The sequence below is a fragment of the Polaromonas sp. YR568 genome (genome assembly GCF_943372955.1).
Taxonomy (GTDB): domain Bacteria; phylum Pseudomonadota; class Gammaproteobacteria; order Burkholderiales; family Burkholderiaceae_C; genus Polaromonas.
Genome location: NZ_CALSAL010000004.1, coordinates 191,041 through 207,367 on the forward strand (window position 1 = coordinate 191,041; position 16,327 = coordinate 207,367).

Sequence of the window (16,327 nt, forward strand, 5' to 3'; positions counted from 1 at the left end):
CATTAAAACTTAAATAAATAGTAAAAAAAGGGAGTTGTTATGGCTACGGATATCGAATACGCGCTCATGGCAGGTCGGGTGTATCAAAGCACTCGTAGTCAAGTAAATTGGCTGCCCGATCTCCAATCGCTGGGTTGGACTGAATTTTTTCCCCAGCAAGAATCTAGTGGTTTTGAGGCTCTTTCATTTCAGAAGAGCGACGAAATTGTCATTTCCTTCGCTGGAACGGGTTCTGGCGTGGACTGGTGGGCTAATGCGGGAGGATTCTTCGGTGTAACCTCGGATCAGTTAAGGCAAGCGGCGGATTATTACCTTCAAGTCCAAACTGCCAATCCCAAGGCCGTAATTAGTTTCACTGGCCACTCATTGGGTGGTGGACTGTCTTCATTGATGGCAGTTTTTTTTGGTCAGAATGCTACGACCTTTGACCAAGCACCATTTCGAAATTCTGCCAATGCTGCGATTGCGGCCACCCTTAAAGATTATTTACTAAATCAACGAGGGTACAGCGAGGCGGTACTGCAGGGGCTTACCAGTTTTATCAATACAGCGGAAAGTGGTGCGATACCCGGTGAAAGCAATGTTCGTGATTTCAGCGTTCAAGGGGAAATTCTGAGCGCTGCATCAGGACTCAGAATAGGCACGCCCACCAGTTTGACACACGGCGCTCCCGACTTGCTGCTGACTATTGATCTGCATTCGCAAGCACTGCTCACTGCTTTTTTACAAAGCAGTCAAACGAGTCCAGCTCAGCAATCGCTACGCGATGTCACATTCAAGCTACCAGATTTAGTGAGGATAATTTTTGATAAAAATTTGTTTCTCCATTCGACCGCAAAAAGCAATGTGACGGATGAAAACTTCATCGAACGCCTTGTTCGCCATCAGTACGGTGTTGAGGGGTTGGTTCCGGGTGAAGTGCGCATCGCTGCAGATGCCATGATCACCCGCTTCACAGCCGATCTGTGGAGGCTAGTCCAAGACAACGGTCTTGGTCTGACCCTGACCGACGATAACGCAGGGTTTTTCAGCAGCGCTACCAACAACGTAAGCAAGACCCTCATTGCGTTTGCGATGCAGAAGTACTACGAAGAGACGGCAACCAGCGCGGGCTACAAAAAAGAGCTGTTTGAAAAAGTCACGGGCGGTGTTAAGTTGGATATCACCAATGTATCCAAGACTTTCCTGCCTGCGCTACAAGAAGGGAACAAGCTCAAGCTGAGCGACGCCAAAGGCTTCAACCTGTACTTCAAAAACTACCTGGCTGGCGACAACTTCAGTGCCGTCGAGCGCGGCCTGATTCAGGGCCTGCTGCCCTACATGCACGACTGGTATGTGCAGGCAGGCTCAGGCGGCATGAGTGCTACCGACACCTTCGACCGAGGTGCTTTCATGCTTGGCGGCAGTGGCGCCGATACCCTGACTGGCGGCACTGGCGTCGACCTGTTGGTGGGTAACGGGGGCGGCGACATACTCACAGGCGGTGCCGGCAACGACACCCTGCTGGGTGGCAAGGGCTCAGACACCTATCAATTTAGAGACTTGTTTGGGCTGGACACGGTGCTTGACAGTGACGGCCAGGGCAGCCTGAAACTGGGAGAAAGCGCAACCCTGTCTGGCGGCAAATACATTGCAGACAGCGTGTGGGAATCTGAAGACAAAAAGTACCGCTACACCCAAGTCGAGGGTCAGCTCATCGTAAGCCTGAACGCAGCCAGTGGGTCCGCGTTGAACGGGGCCATAGTGGTTAAAGACTGGAGCGCGAGCCAGCTGGGCATTGAGCTGACAGGCGAAGCCTCAGCACCCGTAACGACCAACATCCTCAGAGGCGACTTCATCAAGAAAATCAACGAAGCCGGCACCGCCCTACTGCTGGGTGTCGATGGCGTCAACTACGTCAACGGAGGGGTGCAGGCTAACGCGCTGGACCTGATCACCGGCAGCACAGGGGCTGATCTGATTCAGGGTCTGGGTGGTGACGATGCCTTACTGGGTCTGGCTGGCGACGATGTGATCGATGGTGGCGACGGCAACGATATCCTGCAAGGCGGGCTCGGGCGCGACACCATCAGTGGCGGCAGCGGGAACGACCTCATCTATGGGTCAAGTAATGGCTTTTTGACCTATTCGGTGTTTACCAACTGGGCGCCGCTGCCTTCACCTCATCCCACTGTTCTGGGGCAGGGCTACAACTGGGTCTGGTCTTCACCTGGCCCGGATGCGGATGGCATCCTCCCCGGTGCTAATGCCGGGACATTGACAACGACGATAGGCCGGGATCAGCAGGCCAATGACGACGGAAACCTGATCGATGGCGGTGCGGGGCAAGATTCCATATATGCCGGTAATGGCTCTGATGTGGTGCACGGAGGCGCTGACTCAGATGATGTGAAGGGAATGGCTGGTAATGACCTGCTGTTTGGCGATGGCGGTAACGACCGCATCTACGGCGATGGGCCGAATGACAACACACGGGAAGTGAGCTATACGCCCCCTGCGCAGCACGGTTACGACGTGCTGGTAGGCGGCGCGGGTAACGACCTGTTGTTGGGCCAGGGAAACGACGACATCCTGTTTGGCGGTGCCGACGACGACACGCTTTATGGAGATGACCGTGACAACGCCAACACACCTGTTGAAGTTCATGGCAACGATTACCTGGACGGCGGATCAGGTAAGGACACGCTCTATGGCAACGGCGGCAAGGACATCCTGATCGGTGGCATTGGAAATGACACCCTGGACGGCGGCGCTGGACAGGACACCTACATCTATAACGTCGGCGACGGGGTGGACACCATCATCGACACCAAGAGCGAAAACAACATCATTCGCTTTGGCGTGGGTGTGAACCAAGACAACCTCACGCTGCGCCTGGGCTCGCTGATGCTGGACCTAGGCAATGGCGATGCGGTGCATATTGAGGGCTTTGACCAGAACGATGTGTTCAACAGCGTTTCACTCGATGGCTTTGAGTTTGCCGATGGTGGAAGCCTGAGCACAGCCGAACTACTGGCGCGCGGCTTTGATCTGAACGGCACGGAGGGTGACGACCTCATGATTGGGACCAACACCACTGACCGTATCAACGGATTTGGTGGAAATGACGAATTGCAGGGCGGTGATGGTGATGATGCACTCGACGGAAGCGCCGGGAATGACACCCTTTTTGGTCAGAGTGGTAACGACGCGCTGGAGGGTGGCGAAGGCGCTGACCAGCTGATAGGCGGTGACGGAGGCGACGCACTGCAAGGCGGCGCTGGCAACGATGTGCTGTGGGGAGAGGCGGGTGATGACATATTGGCTGGCGGCGCTGGCAATGACCTACTGCAAGGCGGTCTGGGCAATGACGGTTATCGGTTTACCCGGGGGGATGGCGAAGACCGGATTTATGACAACGACGCTACGGTTGGCAGTATCGACTGGGTTGAATTCTCCGCCGGCATTTCAACCGACGAAGTCAGCGCATTCCAGCCGTTCGGCACCTACGACCTGAGGCTGGAGATTGACGGTACGACGGATGCCTTGACCATTTCCAATTACTACTTCAGCGCCGCTGACAAAGTCGAAGAAATCCGCTTTGCCGACGGAACAGTCTGGACGCCAGAAACGATGCCGATCTTGGTCCAGGGCACGTGGGACAGCGACTGGCTGAGTGGCACGGCTGGCGCTGACAGCTTCAAGTCCGGCACGGGTAATGACATCATGCAGGGCGGTGCTGGGGATGACTCCTACCGCTACTTCCGTGGTGACGGGGCTGACTTCATCAGTGATTACGACAGTACAGAAGGTAATGTCGACAAGATTGTTTTTGGTGCCGATATCGCACTATCAGACGTACGGGTATCCCGCACTGGCAATAACTTGCGGTTGAATGTCAGCGCTATCGATGTAGTCGAGGTTCAAAACTATTTCTTGAACGATGGTGCCTCTCCAAGCAGTATTGAGCAGGTCAAGTTTTTGAATGATGGAACTGTCTGGGATGTGGAAGCCGTTAAGCAAATGGCTTTGCTGGGCACTGAGGGTAACAACTCCCTCGTGGGCTATGCAGGCAACGACACGCTCCAAGGCTTTGGTGATGACGATACGCTTTTCGGAAATGACGGTGACGACACCCTGGTCGGAGGCACAGGCAATGACACCCTTCAAGGCGGTGCAGGCAATGATGTATTTGTTTTTGATCGTACAGATGGCTTCGACACTGTGATTGATGGGGATTTGACAGGCGGCGGTATCGATACGATCCAGTTTGCTGCAGACATCCTGCCGGCAGACGTTCAACTGCGTAGAGTCAGTTTCGATGCTCTTGAAATTCGTATTGCTGGTGAGACGAGCGTGATCACAGTACCGTATCAGTTCGTCAACGATGGTCTGGGTGCCGACAGTATTGAGCGCATACAGTTCTTGGCTGACGGAACGATATGGGAAAAGGAAACGATCAATACAAAGGTTTCAACGGCCACGTCTGCCAATGACCTGCTGTTCGGATTCAATTCGCAAAACGACGTAATCGATGGGCTGAGTGGCAATGATTCGATCTTCGGCGGTGGTGGTAACGACACACTCACAGGCGCTGGAGGGGACGATAACCTGGAAGGCGGTGCAGGTGACGATGTCTATGTGGTCGGTGTGAACGCCGGTAACGATGTCATAACGGAAGCTGTTGGGGGCGTGGTCTCAGACTTTGATCGTTTGGTTTTTTCGGACGACATTAACTACGCAGATGTCACCTTTAGCCAGAGTGGTGTCGATTTGCTCATTGCCAGTGCCAGCAAAGGATTAACTACGCGTGTGGCGGGGCAGTTTGGAGTAGACCTTAATGCCAACGGGGTAGAACAAGTCATATTTGCAAATGGTCAAACATTGGATCGTAGTGCGCTGAAGCTGGAGGTTCAGCGTCCTACGGCGGGTGACGATATCCTCAGGGGCGATAACACCAGCGAGGCTATTGATGCGTTAAGTGGCGACGATACCGTCTATGGCCTGGGAGGAAACGACTACCTCCGTGGTGGTGCAGGGGCAGATACGCTGTATGGTGGGTTAGGTGACGATACATATATTTTTCAATTAGGAGATGGGTACGACGTTGTAGATGATGTCGATCCGGTAACGGGTGGCGGTGGTTTTGATTCGGTAAGCTTTGGCGATGGTATTTTTACTTCCGCCGTGGCCGTAAGTCGACAAGGCAACGATCTGCTTTTGACGGTCAATAGCAACGACCAGGTGAACATCAGGGGGTACTACTCGCGGGGAGATTTTGAGCAGATTAAATTCATCGACGGTACCGTTTGGACCAAAGTAACTATCGCGCAGTTGCTATCAATCAACGGGACATCCGGTGCCGATACCTTGGTGGGAACTAATGCAAACGATGTCATTACCGCATACGGTAGCGCCAACGGAACAGTTGACACTATGTATGGTTACGGTGGGGATGACGTGTTGGATGGTGGGGCTGGAGCCGATGTCATTTATGGCGGTGCGGGCAACGACTTGATTCGCGGGGGCGTTGATACTTCCAGGAAAATTACTTATCGGAATACGCTTTATGGCGACGATGGGGACGACTACATACTGGTCGGCAATGCTCCTGCTGACGCGTATGGGGGTACGGGTAACGACGTGATTGTGGGAAGTGGAGCTCTTTACGGCGGCACGGGCAATAACTTGCTGTACGGAGGTTCGAGCTATTCGTGGTTCTCGTTCTCAAACACCGGCAACAATATTTTGATTGGGGGAAAGAGTCCCTCATTCAATGAGGATTACTACACACCGAGGAGCGGAGCGCCGTTACCTGTCGGGCGTCAAGCCTTGTTATGGAATTACGGTGATGGTTCTGCATTTGTTCAGGGTGGTGAGGGCTGGACAACAAATGACGTCGTCTCAGTGGGGAAAACTGCTTACAGTAAGCTTGGCATCAGCGGAGGTGTGGGGTCGTCGAACTTGTTCCTGACTGCTGGACGCAACCAAATTTCAGGCGCTCAGTACCACAATGGCGAGGTTCAACTCAACACTACCAAGTACCTGCAGTTCATTGTTGCTGCAGCGGATTACAACCCCGCTTCGGGCGACGTGCTGAAGAACAAAAAGGTGGTAGTGATTGATTTTGATGCGTTCGGCAAAGATTTCTACAGCACAGCCACGAGTAATCGGTCTTGGGATTTGATGGCTGGGCTGCGACGACATATTGCCTGGAGTAGCGATACAGAGGCGTTAGGCGGCGCTATCGCGTATCAATATGGAACACAAGGCAGTATTGATGCGGTTTCAATAGATGAGCAGCGCGCAATTTTGAGTGACTCGAGACTGAATCTAGCCGGTCAATCTATTGCTATTCTGAAGAGTGGGACCACTGGCAACGATACCCTTTGGGGCAGTGACGGTGCTGACAGCTTGGATGGTTTGGCAGGCGACGATGTTTTGCAAGGCGGCTCAGGTAATGACAATCTGGCCGGTGGTATTGGTGCCGATGTCTTATCGGGAGGGGACGGGGACGATATTTACCGAATGGCCTTGGGATACGGCGCCGATACCATTCAGGAAGACGACTTCACTGCCGGAAATACCGATTTGGCTAGGTTCGACGTCGGAATCGCTGCTGACCAACTTTGGTTTCGGCAGGTTGGCAATAACCTAGAGGTTAGAGTCATCGGGTCTACTGACTCTTTCACTGTCGCAAACTGGTACTTGGGCAGCCAGTACCAGGTAGAACAGTTCAAGACCAGTGATGGCGCAACGTTACTGGACAGTCAAGTACAAAATCTTGTGCAAGCCATGGCCAGCTTTTCACCGCCAGCTGCTGGTCAGACGACGTTGCCGATCGGCTATGCGGACGCCTTGAATCCGGTAATTGCTGCCAACTGGCGTTGAAATATGCTTCGAATCACAGCAGCGGTCTTCTCTGAGGCGGTGTCGATCTCTGTGTATTTTCATCTTGTCATTGGGTCGGTCTCGCGGGGAGGCTCGCAGGAGCGCTAACCCAGGCTGTTGCGCAGCCAGTCGGCAAAGGCGGCGCATTCCCAGCGGTCCATGGTGCCGGTGCGCCAGCACAGGTAATGGGCATGCGGGCTGGGCACATGGCCGCCGAACACGGCGTTGTTGCCGAGGCGCACCAGTGAGCCGTTTTCCAGCCAGGGCGCGCCCAGCTTCAGGCGGATTAGCGCAATCCCCATGCCGGCCGCTGCTGCGTCGCACATCAGGCCGATGTCGTTGAACTGCGAGCCATCCACCGGCTCCGGCCAGTCGAGCTGGTGCGCGGCAAACCAGGTGCGCCAGGGCTCCAGCGGCGAGCGCAACAGGCTTTCGCCTTCCAGGTCCTGCGCGGTTTCGAACGGCCCGCGCTCACGCACAAACGCTGGCGAGGCCAGTGGCGTGACATCGTCGCGGCTGAGGCAGACGTGCTCCACATCGGCGTAGCGGCCGGTGCCAAAGCGCACCATCAGGTCGGCGTCCTCGGCCACCACGTCGAGCAGCGGAATCGAGACCTGCAGTGTGAGATCGATCTCAGGGTAGGCCTCGGTGAACTGGCGCAGGCGCGGAATCAACAGCGAGCGGGCGAATGTAGGAGTGACTGCCAGGCGAAGCTTGCGCTTGCCGGGTGTGCCGCTCTGGCCCGCTGCACCCGGAAATTTCTGCAGCGTGGCCAGTCCCTCACGCACATGCGCCAGGTACTCGCTGCCTTCGGTGGTGAGCGAAAAATCAGCCCGGCCAAACAGCTTGGTGCCGATGATCTGTTCGAGCTGCTTGACGCGGTGGCTCACCGCGCTCGGCGTGACACACAGCTCCTCGGCAGCCTGCGTCACGCTGCGCAAACGGGCGAGCGCTTCGAAGGTCAGCAGGCACTGGATGGGCGGGATGCGCGCCGTCATTGCTGCTGCCCGAGCTTGTATCAGGCGCCTGAGCCGGAATATCGCTGCAGATCGGAAGTTGTGATTTCGCTAGCGTTGACCAATTGGTAGTGCTTCTCGTCTACAACCTTCACACTGCCCTCAATGACCGTCAGCTCGAACATGGCAATACGCTCGTCGTCCATAAACTGAGCGGAAACAGGTCGGCAAATGAGACCAGGAAACGCTTGGGCGCAGAGGGCGATGTCCTGCTGCGTTTGCACGACACCATGCTTGTCGGAGCCGCCTTTCGCCTGCACAGGCACAACAAACTGGCGACCTTGACGATCCATGCCAACGTAAATTTCATCAATCTCGATCTGACCAATACCACTGACGGTCGTGCGCAGGTGGTTCTGCAGTGAATACGCGGCGATACCAAGAAATATGTCCACCAATCGGTTGTACCGGACCTTGGCCAGCAAAGCCTGCTCATCACCCAGAGCGTAGGCACCGATGATTTCAGGCGTTGAATCAGGAACCTTGATCGTCAGCAACTCGCTGCGAGGAAGGATACGGTTTAGCGGAACGAGGCGAAAGCGATACTTGGCACGTCCGGCGCCTTCGATGATCCATTCCAAGCCTGGTTTTGCCTTCTGCAAAACGTTAGATGGCAACTCATTGCGGTAGCGAAAGGAGTAGATCACGTCACCGATGTTCTTGGGTAGTTTCAACCCAAGCTCTTCGGCAACGACCGCTATTTCCTCCCGCGAGAACTCGAAAGAATCCAGCCCTGTCCGATAGTTTTTCTTGAAAATCCTTTCGATGATGGCCGCGTAGCGATTCAGGTTCTGATCTGACTTGGCCTTGACGGCTGAAGTATTTGGCTTAAGCATAGGCTTCTTCGATGTCCCGGGTGAAGAGGTCCCGACTGGCCGTGCGCGTACGTTGAGCAATGACATTGCGGGCTACTCCGAAATAGCGTGCCGCATGAAGCATCTGAAAATTCAGAAGAGAGGGCTCACCCAACTCCAGCGATGTTTCAGGTTTGAATGGCTGAATGCCAAGCGCTCGAATAATTTGCCCACCGACAGCGCGCCCCAAAAGGGGGGGGACGCTGTTACCTATTTGTCGGAAGCCATGCCATTTGGTAGCGTGAAAGCGAAACCAGTCTGGATACGAATGCAGCCTCGCCGCCTCGCGAACAGTGATGACGCGCGGCAGGAATGGATGAATGGGCCGAGGTGAAGTGAATGCGCCGCGTGCGCTGTCCGTACCTGCGCGCAGCGTATTGCACAGGCCGTCAGGGTGCAATTTCTTGAAGCGGCTGATCGGCTCCGTATCTCCGCTTGGCGTTTCCAGAAAGCGCACTTTCGATACATTTGTGTGGTCAGTACGCAGGCTACTGGTCAGCAGATTCTTATTGAATTGGCGGGCATGGCTGAAGTCCATGGGGTCTTGCGTCATACCTCGCATGCGTTTGGCGTAAAGCGCTTGGGTTGTCCATTTTGCTGATATTGCATCGGATTCAAGTAATTCTGCAAACGTGTCCGCATCAGGCAGGTCACCAATCGCATCCCAAACCGAAACCCGATGATTCAATGTTTCAGGATAGGTGGGCATCAACTGGTCCGAGCGAGCCCCCATCAAGAACAGGCGCCTTCGGTCTTGGGGCACGCCGAAGTCGGCGGCATTCAGCACGGCGTACGGAAGCAGGATCTTGTATCCAGCAGCAGCGAGGGCTTCGATCAGTTCATCAAGAAACTTGGCGTGTTTTCCGAGGGTCAAGCCTTTGACATTCTCAAAGACAAAATACTTGGGCCTGAGCTCACTCACCAGTCGGACGTAATGAAACACCAACTGGTTGCGTGCATCATCCAGCGCACGCTTGCCAATCATTGAAAAGCCCTGGCAAGGCGCGCCACCAAACACGACGTCGACATCGAGATTGCCGATGGCCGCTATACGCCGGATTTCGTCGCCAGTCACGTCAACGACTGAGGCACAAACGGCTTTGGAGTGGGGGAAGTTGAACTCGTGCGTCGCGCAATGAATCGGATCTATCTCTACTGCCGCAGCGATATCAAATCCTGCTTGCTCAAACCCCAGCGAGAGTCCGCCAGCACCTGCGAAAAGGTCAATGCCGATAGGACGACGGGCAGGTTTCCCAATTGCTGGCATGAGTCTTTTATCTGTAATTAAACACAGTATACACAGGGCCATGAAAGAGGTCGGGCTTATTTAAAGATCACGGTCTTATGGCCATTCAGCAGCACCCGGTGCTCGCTGTGCCACTTCACCGCGCGGGCCAGCACCTGGCTTTCGGTATCGCGGCCCATGGCGGTGAGGTCTTCCACTGTCTTGCTGTGGTCGGCGCGGGCCACGTCCTGCTCGATGATCGGGCCTTCGTCGAGGTCGGCCGTCACATAGTGGGCGGTGGCGCCGATCAGCTTCACGCCGCGGTCGTGCGCCTGGTAGTAGGGCTTGGCACCCTTGAAGCTGGGCAGGAAGGAGTGGTGGATGTTGATCGCCCGCCCGGCCAGCTTGCCGCACATGTCGTTCGAAAGAATCTGCATGTAGCGGGCCAGCACCACCAGCTCGGCGCCTTCGGCCTCGATGATCTCCAGTTGCCGGGCCTCGACCTGCGCCTTGGTCGCGGGCGTGACGGGCAGGTGGTGAAAGGGGATGTTGTAGCTGGCCGCCAGCTGGTAGAACTCGCGGTGGTTGGAGACGATGGCGCGGATGTCCAGAGGCAGCAGGCCCGACTTGCAGCGAAACAGCAGGTCGTTGAGGCAATGGCCTTCCTTGCTGACCAGGATGACGGTGCGCATCGGCTGGGTGGTGGCGTGCAGCTTCCAGCTCATCTGGAAGGGTGCCGCAAAGGTGGCCAACTGGGCTTGCAGTTCGGCGTGGCTGAGCTGGTCGCAGGCAAAGCGCACCCGCATGAAAAAGAGGCCTGTGTCCGGGTCGTTGTACTGCGCGGCTTCTTCGATGTTGCCGCCGTTGTCGAACAGAAAACCCGACACCGCGTGCACGATGCCGCGCCGGTCCGGGCAGGACAGGGTGAGGATATAAGCGTGATTCATAAGGGGTGAATTGTCGCAGGAGGCACGTCTGGCCACGCCAGGCAGGGTGGCAGACGGGTGCGCTCCACGGGCAAGAGTGCCAGAATGCAGGAACGACGGGCCAAAGTACCTTGGCCCCACCGATACCCCGCCCATCCCCTGTTTTCGACCGAGGAGTCCGTCATGGCCTATCAGGATTTCAACATGGAGCACCAGTGGCTCCCCTTCACCCCGAACCGCAGCTTCAAGAAGGACCCGCGCGTCTTCGTCGCCGCCGATGGCATGCATTTCACCACCCATGATGGGCGTCAGGTGCTCGATGGCATCTCCAGCCTGTGGTGTGTGGGGGCCGGCCACAACCGCAAGCCGATCAATGAGGCGATCAAGCAGCAGCTTGACACGCTGGACTACGCCACCGCCTTCCAGGCCAGCAATGACAAGGCCTTCATCGCCGCCGACATGATTGCCGCGATGGCGCCGGGTGACCTGAACAAGGTGCTGTTCTGCAACTCCGGCTCCGAGGCGGCTGACACCTCGCTGAAAGTGGCGCTGGCCTACCACCGCGCGCGTGGCGAAGGGCACCGCAATGTGTTCATCGGCCGCGAGCGCGGTTACCACGGCGTGGGTTTTGGCGGCATGAGCGTGGGCGGCATTCCGGCCAACCGCAAGGTCTATGGCACGGCGCTGCTGCCACGGGTGGACCACATGCGCTTCATCCACGACCCGGTGAACCACGCCTACATCCACAACCAGGAACCGGTGTGGCAGGAAGACATCCTGCTGGAGCTGGAAAACCGCATCCTGCCGCTGCATGATCCGAGCAATGTGGCGGCCGTCATCGTCGAGCCGGTGGCGGGCAGCGCGGGCTGGTACCTGCCGCCCAAGGGTTATCTGAAGCGCCTGCGCGAGATTTGCGACAAGCACGGCATCCTGCTGATTTTTGACGAGGTCATCACCGGCTTTGGCCGAATGGGCTGCAACTTCGGCGCTGACTACTACGGCGTGGTGCCCGACATGTTGAACTTCGCCAAGTGCGTGACCAATGGCGTGATTCCGCTGGGCGGCGTGATCTGCTCGGACCGCATCTACGACAGCATGATGAACGCGCACGCCGGCAGCCCCGAGCATGCGGTCGAGTTTTTCCACGGCTACACCTATTCCGGCCACCCGGTGGCTTGTGCGGCGGCGATTGCCACGCTCACGCTGTTCCAGCAGGACAAACTGTTCGAGCGCGCTGGCGCCATGGGCACGGTGCTGGGTGATGCGATGCACAGCAGCTTCAAGGGCCTGCCCAATGTGGTCGGTATCCGCAGTTTGGGTCTGGCCGGTGCGGTGGAACTGGCGCCGATTGCCGGCGCACCGGGCAAGCGGGCCTACGACATCTTCATGGACTGCTTCCACCATGGCGTGCTGGTGCGCCCCGCGGCCGACAACGTCGTGATCTGCCCGCCTTACATTGTGGAAAAAGAACACATCGAGCGCATCGTCAGCGTGGTGGCGGACTCGATTCGCAAGAACGCCTGAAGTCGCGACTGAAGAAGTCGCGGCTGAACGCAGCCAGCGCCAGCTTCAGGACGCTGGCCGTGGCGCCATCTGCTTCTTGAACTGCTCGCAGTAATCCACCGGCGGCACCGCGGGTGTTTGCCACACCGCGTCGAACGCGTCGGCCTTTTCTTCCGGGCGGGCGTCCCCTGCGCGCAGGTGAATCGCCTTGACCTTCAGGTCAATGGGCAAGTGCTGCGGCACGCCGAGTTGCCGGTCCACATGGCCGTTGCCGGCGAGCAGCAGAACGGTCTTGCCTGCAACCGCAGCCTGGTGCACCGTGTGCGCCATGGTGATGTCTCTGGAGATCTGGATGCGCGTCATCGGCGCGATCTGGCTTTCGGGCAGCAGGTTGCAGTGGCCGATGCGGATGCCCTGCTGCTGGGCCTTCAGGGCCGGGCCGGGCAGCTTGGCATCGAGCTGGGCATCCGACATGCTGTTGCGCATCTGCTCGCGCGGCAGGTTGGCACCCACCACTGGTACCTCGGCGCGCACGGCGGTCATGATGGCAGGGCCGTAGTCGGCCCAGGGCCAGGCTTTGTCAGACCACTTCAGCGCGTTGCGAACCTGCTGCTCGGTGGCACTGGGCTTGAGGCTGGCTGTGCTCACACCGGAGTCCGCCATTTCCAGTGCCACTGCGGCCAGTACCCCGCGCGCTGCCAGCAAGGCCACCACCTGCTGCTTGATCTCGTGGTGAGCCGGCACATCGTGCTGCTCGCCCAGCAAGATCACGTCGGCCGGCAACACTGCGTTCAGCCGTTCGGCGGTCTGGCCGGCCGTGCTGCCCAGCGGTGGCTCGATGATGGGTGCTTCGGGCCGGCCTGCGCACCCCACGACCGATAACGCGATAGCTAGCGCACAGACAGCTGCGATGGGAACCCGGGCCGCACGGCGGCCCGCCGGGGTTGAGTGCAATGGCGGGTGCATGGGTGGATACTAAAGCTTTGGAGGTGTCCGCGTCCTGTTCCCGGTTTCACGGAGCAAACGCCATCTGTTCGATTGATCTGGCTGGTCCGGCCGTCACACGGCCGCTACCCAGCTGCTGTTTAGCAATACCGCCCCGTGCGTTCACCTCTTCTTTCACGATGGTCTCCCCGCTGGTTCGCACAGGCTGCTGCGCGGGTCGTGTTCACCCTGCTGCTGGCCTGGGCTGCCGCGCTGCTGTGCGTGGCGCTGCGCACGCCCTTGCCATGGATGATTGGCCCGCTGCTGGCCACGGCTGTGGTGTCGATGTGGGGCGGCCCGACGGCCAGCTGGACGCCATTGCGCAACATCGGGCAGTGGACGATTGGCTGCGCCCTGGGCCTTTATTTCACGCCCCAGGTGGTCGCGCTGGTCGCCGGTCTGTGGTGGGCTGTGGTGCTGAATATCGTCTGGGCGTTGCTGTTGGGGCTGCTGTTCGGTGCGTGGCTGTACCGTGTGCACCATGGCCCCGGGCCCATGCACGTCAAGGGTTTGTCGCGGGTGACCACTTACTTTGCTTCGCCGATTGGCGCCGCCTCGGAAATGACGCTGATGGGTGAGCGCCACGGCGCGCAGCCCGATCTGGTGGCGTCGGCGCACAGCCTGCGCGTGCTGCTGGTGACGCTGATCATTCCCTTCGGTTTTCAGTGGGCCGGGCTCAGCGGGCTGGACGCCACGCTGCCCGGCGCCCGCGTGGTGGAGTGGCAGGGGCTGGCGCTGCTGGCATTGCTGACTGGTCTGGGTGGCGCGCTGATGGTGGCTCTGAAACGCACCAACCCGTGGTTTATCGGCGCACTGGTGGTGGCGCTGGCGCTCACTGCGTCGGGCGTCACGCTCTCGGCGATTCCGCAGTGGCTGAGCGATGCGGCCCAGCTGGTGATCGGCATCAGCCTGGGCGTGCGCTTCACGCCGGGCTTCGCCCACATGGCGCCGCGCTGGCTGGCGTCGGTCGCGGTTGCCACGGTGGCCATGATCGTGTTGTGCGCCGGTTTCGCGTGGGCCGTCGGGCGTTTCGCCGATCTGCACTGGGCCACGCTGCTGCTGGGCACCTCACCTGGCGGCATCGCCGAGATGGCGATCACCGCCAAGGTGCTGCAGCTGGGCGTGCCGGTAGTGACCGCGTTCCACGTCACGCGGCTTGCGGCTGTGTTGCTGCTGGTGGAGCCGGCTTACCGGTGGTTGTATGGGAATACGGCCGACCTCGCCAGGTGAGCGGCCGTGGGAGCCATATCGTTGGGCTCTTAATGCAAGGAAACGGGGGTGTTGGCCAGCCCGGTGTAGCCCTCCAGCGTGTCCTCGATCTCCTGCTGGGTGGGCGTGTTCTGCGCCCACGCGCTGAGGCGCTGCTGGAACATCTCGGCCCAGGAGCCGTCGAGGTAGACCTCTTTGCCAGAGCGCTTGTCGACAATCTCGAAGCCGTAAAGCGCCAGCTGCGGCGCAGCCGGACCCGGCGCGGACTCTTCGGTCGCGTTGGCGTGGATTTGTACAACCACAAAGGAGTCCGAGTCGTAAAGCATGTGCATGGTGTTGTCCGTTGAATGACTGTCCATCAGATAGCAACGTGGGTGCCCGCTTTCAAGAGGACTGGGTGGAGCGTAAGCAGAATGTAAAGGGACTGGTCCGGTCAAAACGAGGCGAATGTCACGCCGCCGGGCGAAGCGCAGCATTTCCTCAAGGGTTCGAGGGTCTTTGGGCGCAATTCAGGGCGCCGTCACGCTTTTCAGCTGCTGGTCGATGAAATCGCCATTGGCCTGGGTGATCCGGTTGCGCACCGGCAGATAGCCGAGCGATGGGGCATACCAGATCTCCACCTTCTGGTCGAACTCGCGCCGTGGCTGGCGGCTGAGCTTGAGTGTGGACAGCTCGCCGAACGGCAACTGCAGGGTTTCAGGCGCCTCGACGGCGAAAGTCCAGGTGTCTGCATCGCGCGGCCCCACGGTGTAAACCGAAATCGTGCTGCCCTGGGGGAAGGCGGCTGGGTTTCCAGCCAGCATGCCGCCCAGCTGCATGAACACGCTCACGCGATCCTGTGCGCCTTGGGTCCACGGCGCGCTCGGCGTGTTGGCACTGAAGGTGATCTGCCCCTTGTCAGGCTCAAAGTGCGCCGCGACTTCAGAGCGCGACTTGTCCGAAAAGCGCGTCGGCGCCAGACCTTCGGCCCCCACCTGTCCGGTGCTGGCCATGCTGCGCGAGCCCAGAAATAGCGCGCTCACTGTCATGCGGGCGTCGTACTGGGTGCCTGAGGTGTTCCACACCAGCGTGGCGTTGGCGTGGTACGTCAAGCCCTTGGCATTGCCCGTCATGGTGTAAGCCAGTTGCGTACTGGGCGGCAGGCTCATCGCGGTGACAGGCGTGTGCACCGGCCCGGTGGGCGCCGCAGGCGCACTGGCTGTACTGGCTGGAGGCTCGGGTGTCTGCGGAATGGGCGTTGCAGCGGACTGCGCCGCCGTTTCTGCGCCTTCAGGCACTGTCGGGGGTGCCACTTCTGCAACGCTGGGCGCCAGCGTCTCGGCGGCGAGCGGGGGCGCTTCAGAAGCCCTGGCCGGTGGCTTTTTACGCACGGCGGGTTTGGCCACTGGTGGAGCGACGGTGGGCGCGGCCACCTGGACCGGCGGCGGCGTGATCTGGCGCGTGATTTGGCGAGTGATGAGGGGCGTGGCACGCGGGGCGGGTGGCTCTGCCGACAGGCCAATCACCGAGGGGTCGGTCTGCAGCACCATCACGTGCGCCAGCAGTACCGCACTGCCCAGCCAGGCCAATGTCCGCCAGGGCGGGCCGGACATGGCAGCGCCGTGATGCGGTGTGGGCAGGGACAGCGTGGCACTCATGAGAAGGTGTGAACAGGCGTGACTAGAATTTGAGGAAAATTTTCGGGAATGGCGACCGGGTAGCGCCCTGGTGGCGTCCAGCAATCATCGTAACCCGCCGCCC

10 protein-coding genes are annotated in these 16,327 nt (G+C 58.7%); 3 read left to right on the forward strand and 7 right to left on the reverse strand.

Annotated elements, in window-relative coordinates; translation table 11 throughout:
* The first annotated feature begins 39 nt into the window (after positions 1 to 39).
* Positions 40 to 6,870: a calcium-binding protein gene (locus tag AAG793_RS12560; protein WP_341908625.1), complete on the forward strand. Its 6,831-nt coding sequence runs from the start codon at positions 40 to 42 to the stop codon at positions 6,868 to 6,870.
* A 104-nt stretch (positions 6,871 to 6,974) separates the two neighbouring features.
* Here AAG793_RS12560 and AAG793_RS12565 read toward each other — a convergent pair whose 3' ends face one another.
* The 4 genes from AAG793_RS12565 to purU are packed head-to-tail and all read right to left on the reverse strand — an operon-like array spanning position 6,975 to position 10,912.
* Positions 6,975 to 7,868: a LysR substrate-binding domain-containing protein gene (locus AAG793_RS12565; RefSeq protein WP_341908626.1), complete on the reverse strand. Its 894-nt coding sequence runs from the start codon at positions 7,866 to 7,868 to the stop codon at positions 6,975 to 6,977.
* Positions 7,869 to 7,888: 20 nt separating this feature from the next.
* A complete protein-coding gene (locus AAG793_RS12570) occupies positions 7,889 to 8,722 on the reverse strand; it encodes a hypothetical protein (RefSeq protein ID WP_341908627.1) in 834 nt (277 codons plus the stop codon).
* On the reverse strand, positions 8,715 to 10,007 hold the full coding sequence (locus AAG793_RS12575) for a DNA cytosine methyltransferase (RefSeq protein WP_341908628.1): 1,293 nt from the start codon (positions 10,005 to 10,007) through the stop codon (positions 8,715 to 8,717). The genes AAG793_RS12570 and AAG793_RS12575 overlap by 8 nt, the downstream gene beginning before the upstream one ends.
* A 56-nt stretch (positions 10,008 to 10,063) precedes the next feature.
* Positions 10,064 to 10,912 carry a formyltetrahydrofolate deformylase gene (purU, locus tag AAG793_RS12580; RefSeq protein ID WP_341908629.1) on the reverse strand — a complete coding sequence of 283 codons (849 nt, stop codon included), beginning with the start codon at positions 10,910 to 10,912 and terminating at the stop codon, positions 10,064 to 10,066.
* Positions 10,913 to 11,074: 162 nt separating this feature from the next.
* Between purU and AAG793_RS12585 the strand changes: the two genes are divergently transcribed.
* Entirely contained in the window at positions 11,075 to 12,415 is a 1,341-nt protein-coding gene (locus AAG793_RS12585) for an aminotransferase class III-fold pyridoxal phosphate-dependent enzyme (protein WP_341908630.1), read from the forward strand.
* Between the two features lie 45 nt (positions 12,416 to 12,460).
* On the opposite strand, the gene AAG793_RS12590 is transcribed toward AAG793_RS12585, so the two are convergent.
* On the reverse strand, positions 12,461 to 13,360 hold the full coding sequence (locus AAG793_RS12590) for a ChaN family lipoprotein (protein ID WP_341908631.1): 900 nt from the start codon (positions 13,358 to 13,360) through the stop codon (positions 12,461 to 12,463).
* 135 nt (positions 13,361 to 13,495) lie between these two features.
* Between AAG793_RS12590 and AAG793_RS12595 the strand changes: the two genes are divergently transcribed.
* On the forward strand, positions 13,496 to 14,608 hold the full coding sequence (locus AAG793_RS12595) for an AbrB family transcriptional regulator (RefSeq protein WP_341908632.1): 1,113 nt from the start codon (positions 13,496 to 13,498) through the stop codon (positions 14,606 to 14,608).
* Between the two features lie 29 nt (positions 14,609 to 14,637).
* Here AAG793_RS12595 and AAG793_RS12600 read toward each other — a convergent pair whose 3' ends face one another.
* Complete coding sequence (locus AAG793_RS12600) at positions 14,638 to 14,919, reverse strand: DUF3567 domain-containing protein (RefSeq protein WP_341908633.1); 282 nt, start codon at positions 14,917 to 14,919, stop codon at positions 14,638 to 14,640.
* Between the two features lie 177 nt (positions 14,920 to 15,096).
* Entirely contained in the window at positions 15,097 to 16,224 is a 1,128-nt protein-coding gene (locus AAG793_RS12605) for a DUF3108 domain-containing protein (protein ID WP_341908634.1), read from the reverse strand.
* Positions 16,225 to 16,327: the final 103 nt, after the last annotated feature.

What these genes read in the sequence shown, in the direction of transcription:
- AAG793_RS12590 (WP_341908631.1), bottom strand. Translation starts at nt 13,360, where the DNA reads ATGCACCCGCCATTGCACTCAACCCCGGCGGGCCGCCGTGCGGCCCGG.
- AAG793_RS12600 (WP_341908633.1), bottom strand. Translation starts at nt 14,919, where the DNA reads ATGCACATGCTTTACGACTCGGACTCCTTTGTGGTTGTACAAATCCAC.
- AAG793_RS12605 (WP_341908634.1), bottom strand. Translation starts at nt 16,224, where the DNA reads ATGAGTGCCACGCTGTCCCTGCCCACACCGCATCACGGCGCTGCCATG.
- purU (WP_341908629.1), bottom strand. Translation starts at nt 10,912, where the DNA reads ATGAATCACGCTTATATCCTCACCCTGTCCTGCCCGGACCGGCGCGGC.
- AAG793_RS12570 (WP_341908627.1), bottom strand. Translation starts at nt 8,722, where the DNA reads ATGCTTAAGCCAAATACTTCAGCCGTCAAGGCCAAGTCAGATCAGAAC.
- AAG793_RS12560 (WP_341908625.1), top strand. Translation starts at nt 40, where the DNA reads ATGGCTACGGATATCGAATACGCGCTCATGGCAGGTCGGGTGTATCAA.
- AAG793_RS12565 (WP_341908626.1), bottom strand. Translation starts at nt 7,868, where the DNA reads ATGACGGCGCGCATCCCGCCCATCCAGTGCCTGCTGACCTTCGAAGCG.
- AAG793_RS12575 (WP_341908628.1), bottom strand. Translation starts at nt 10,007, where the DNA reads ATGCCAGCAATTGGGAAACCTGCCCGTCGTCCTATCGGCATTGACCTT.
- AAG793_RS12585 (WP_341908630.1), top strand. Translation starts at nt 11,075, where the DNA reads ATGGCCTATCAGGATTTCAACATGGAGCACCAGTGGCTCCCCTTCACC.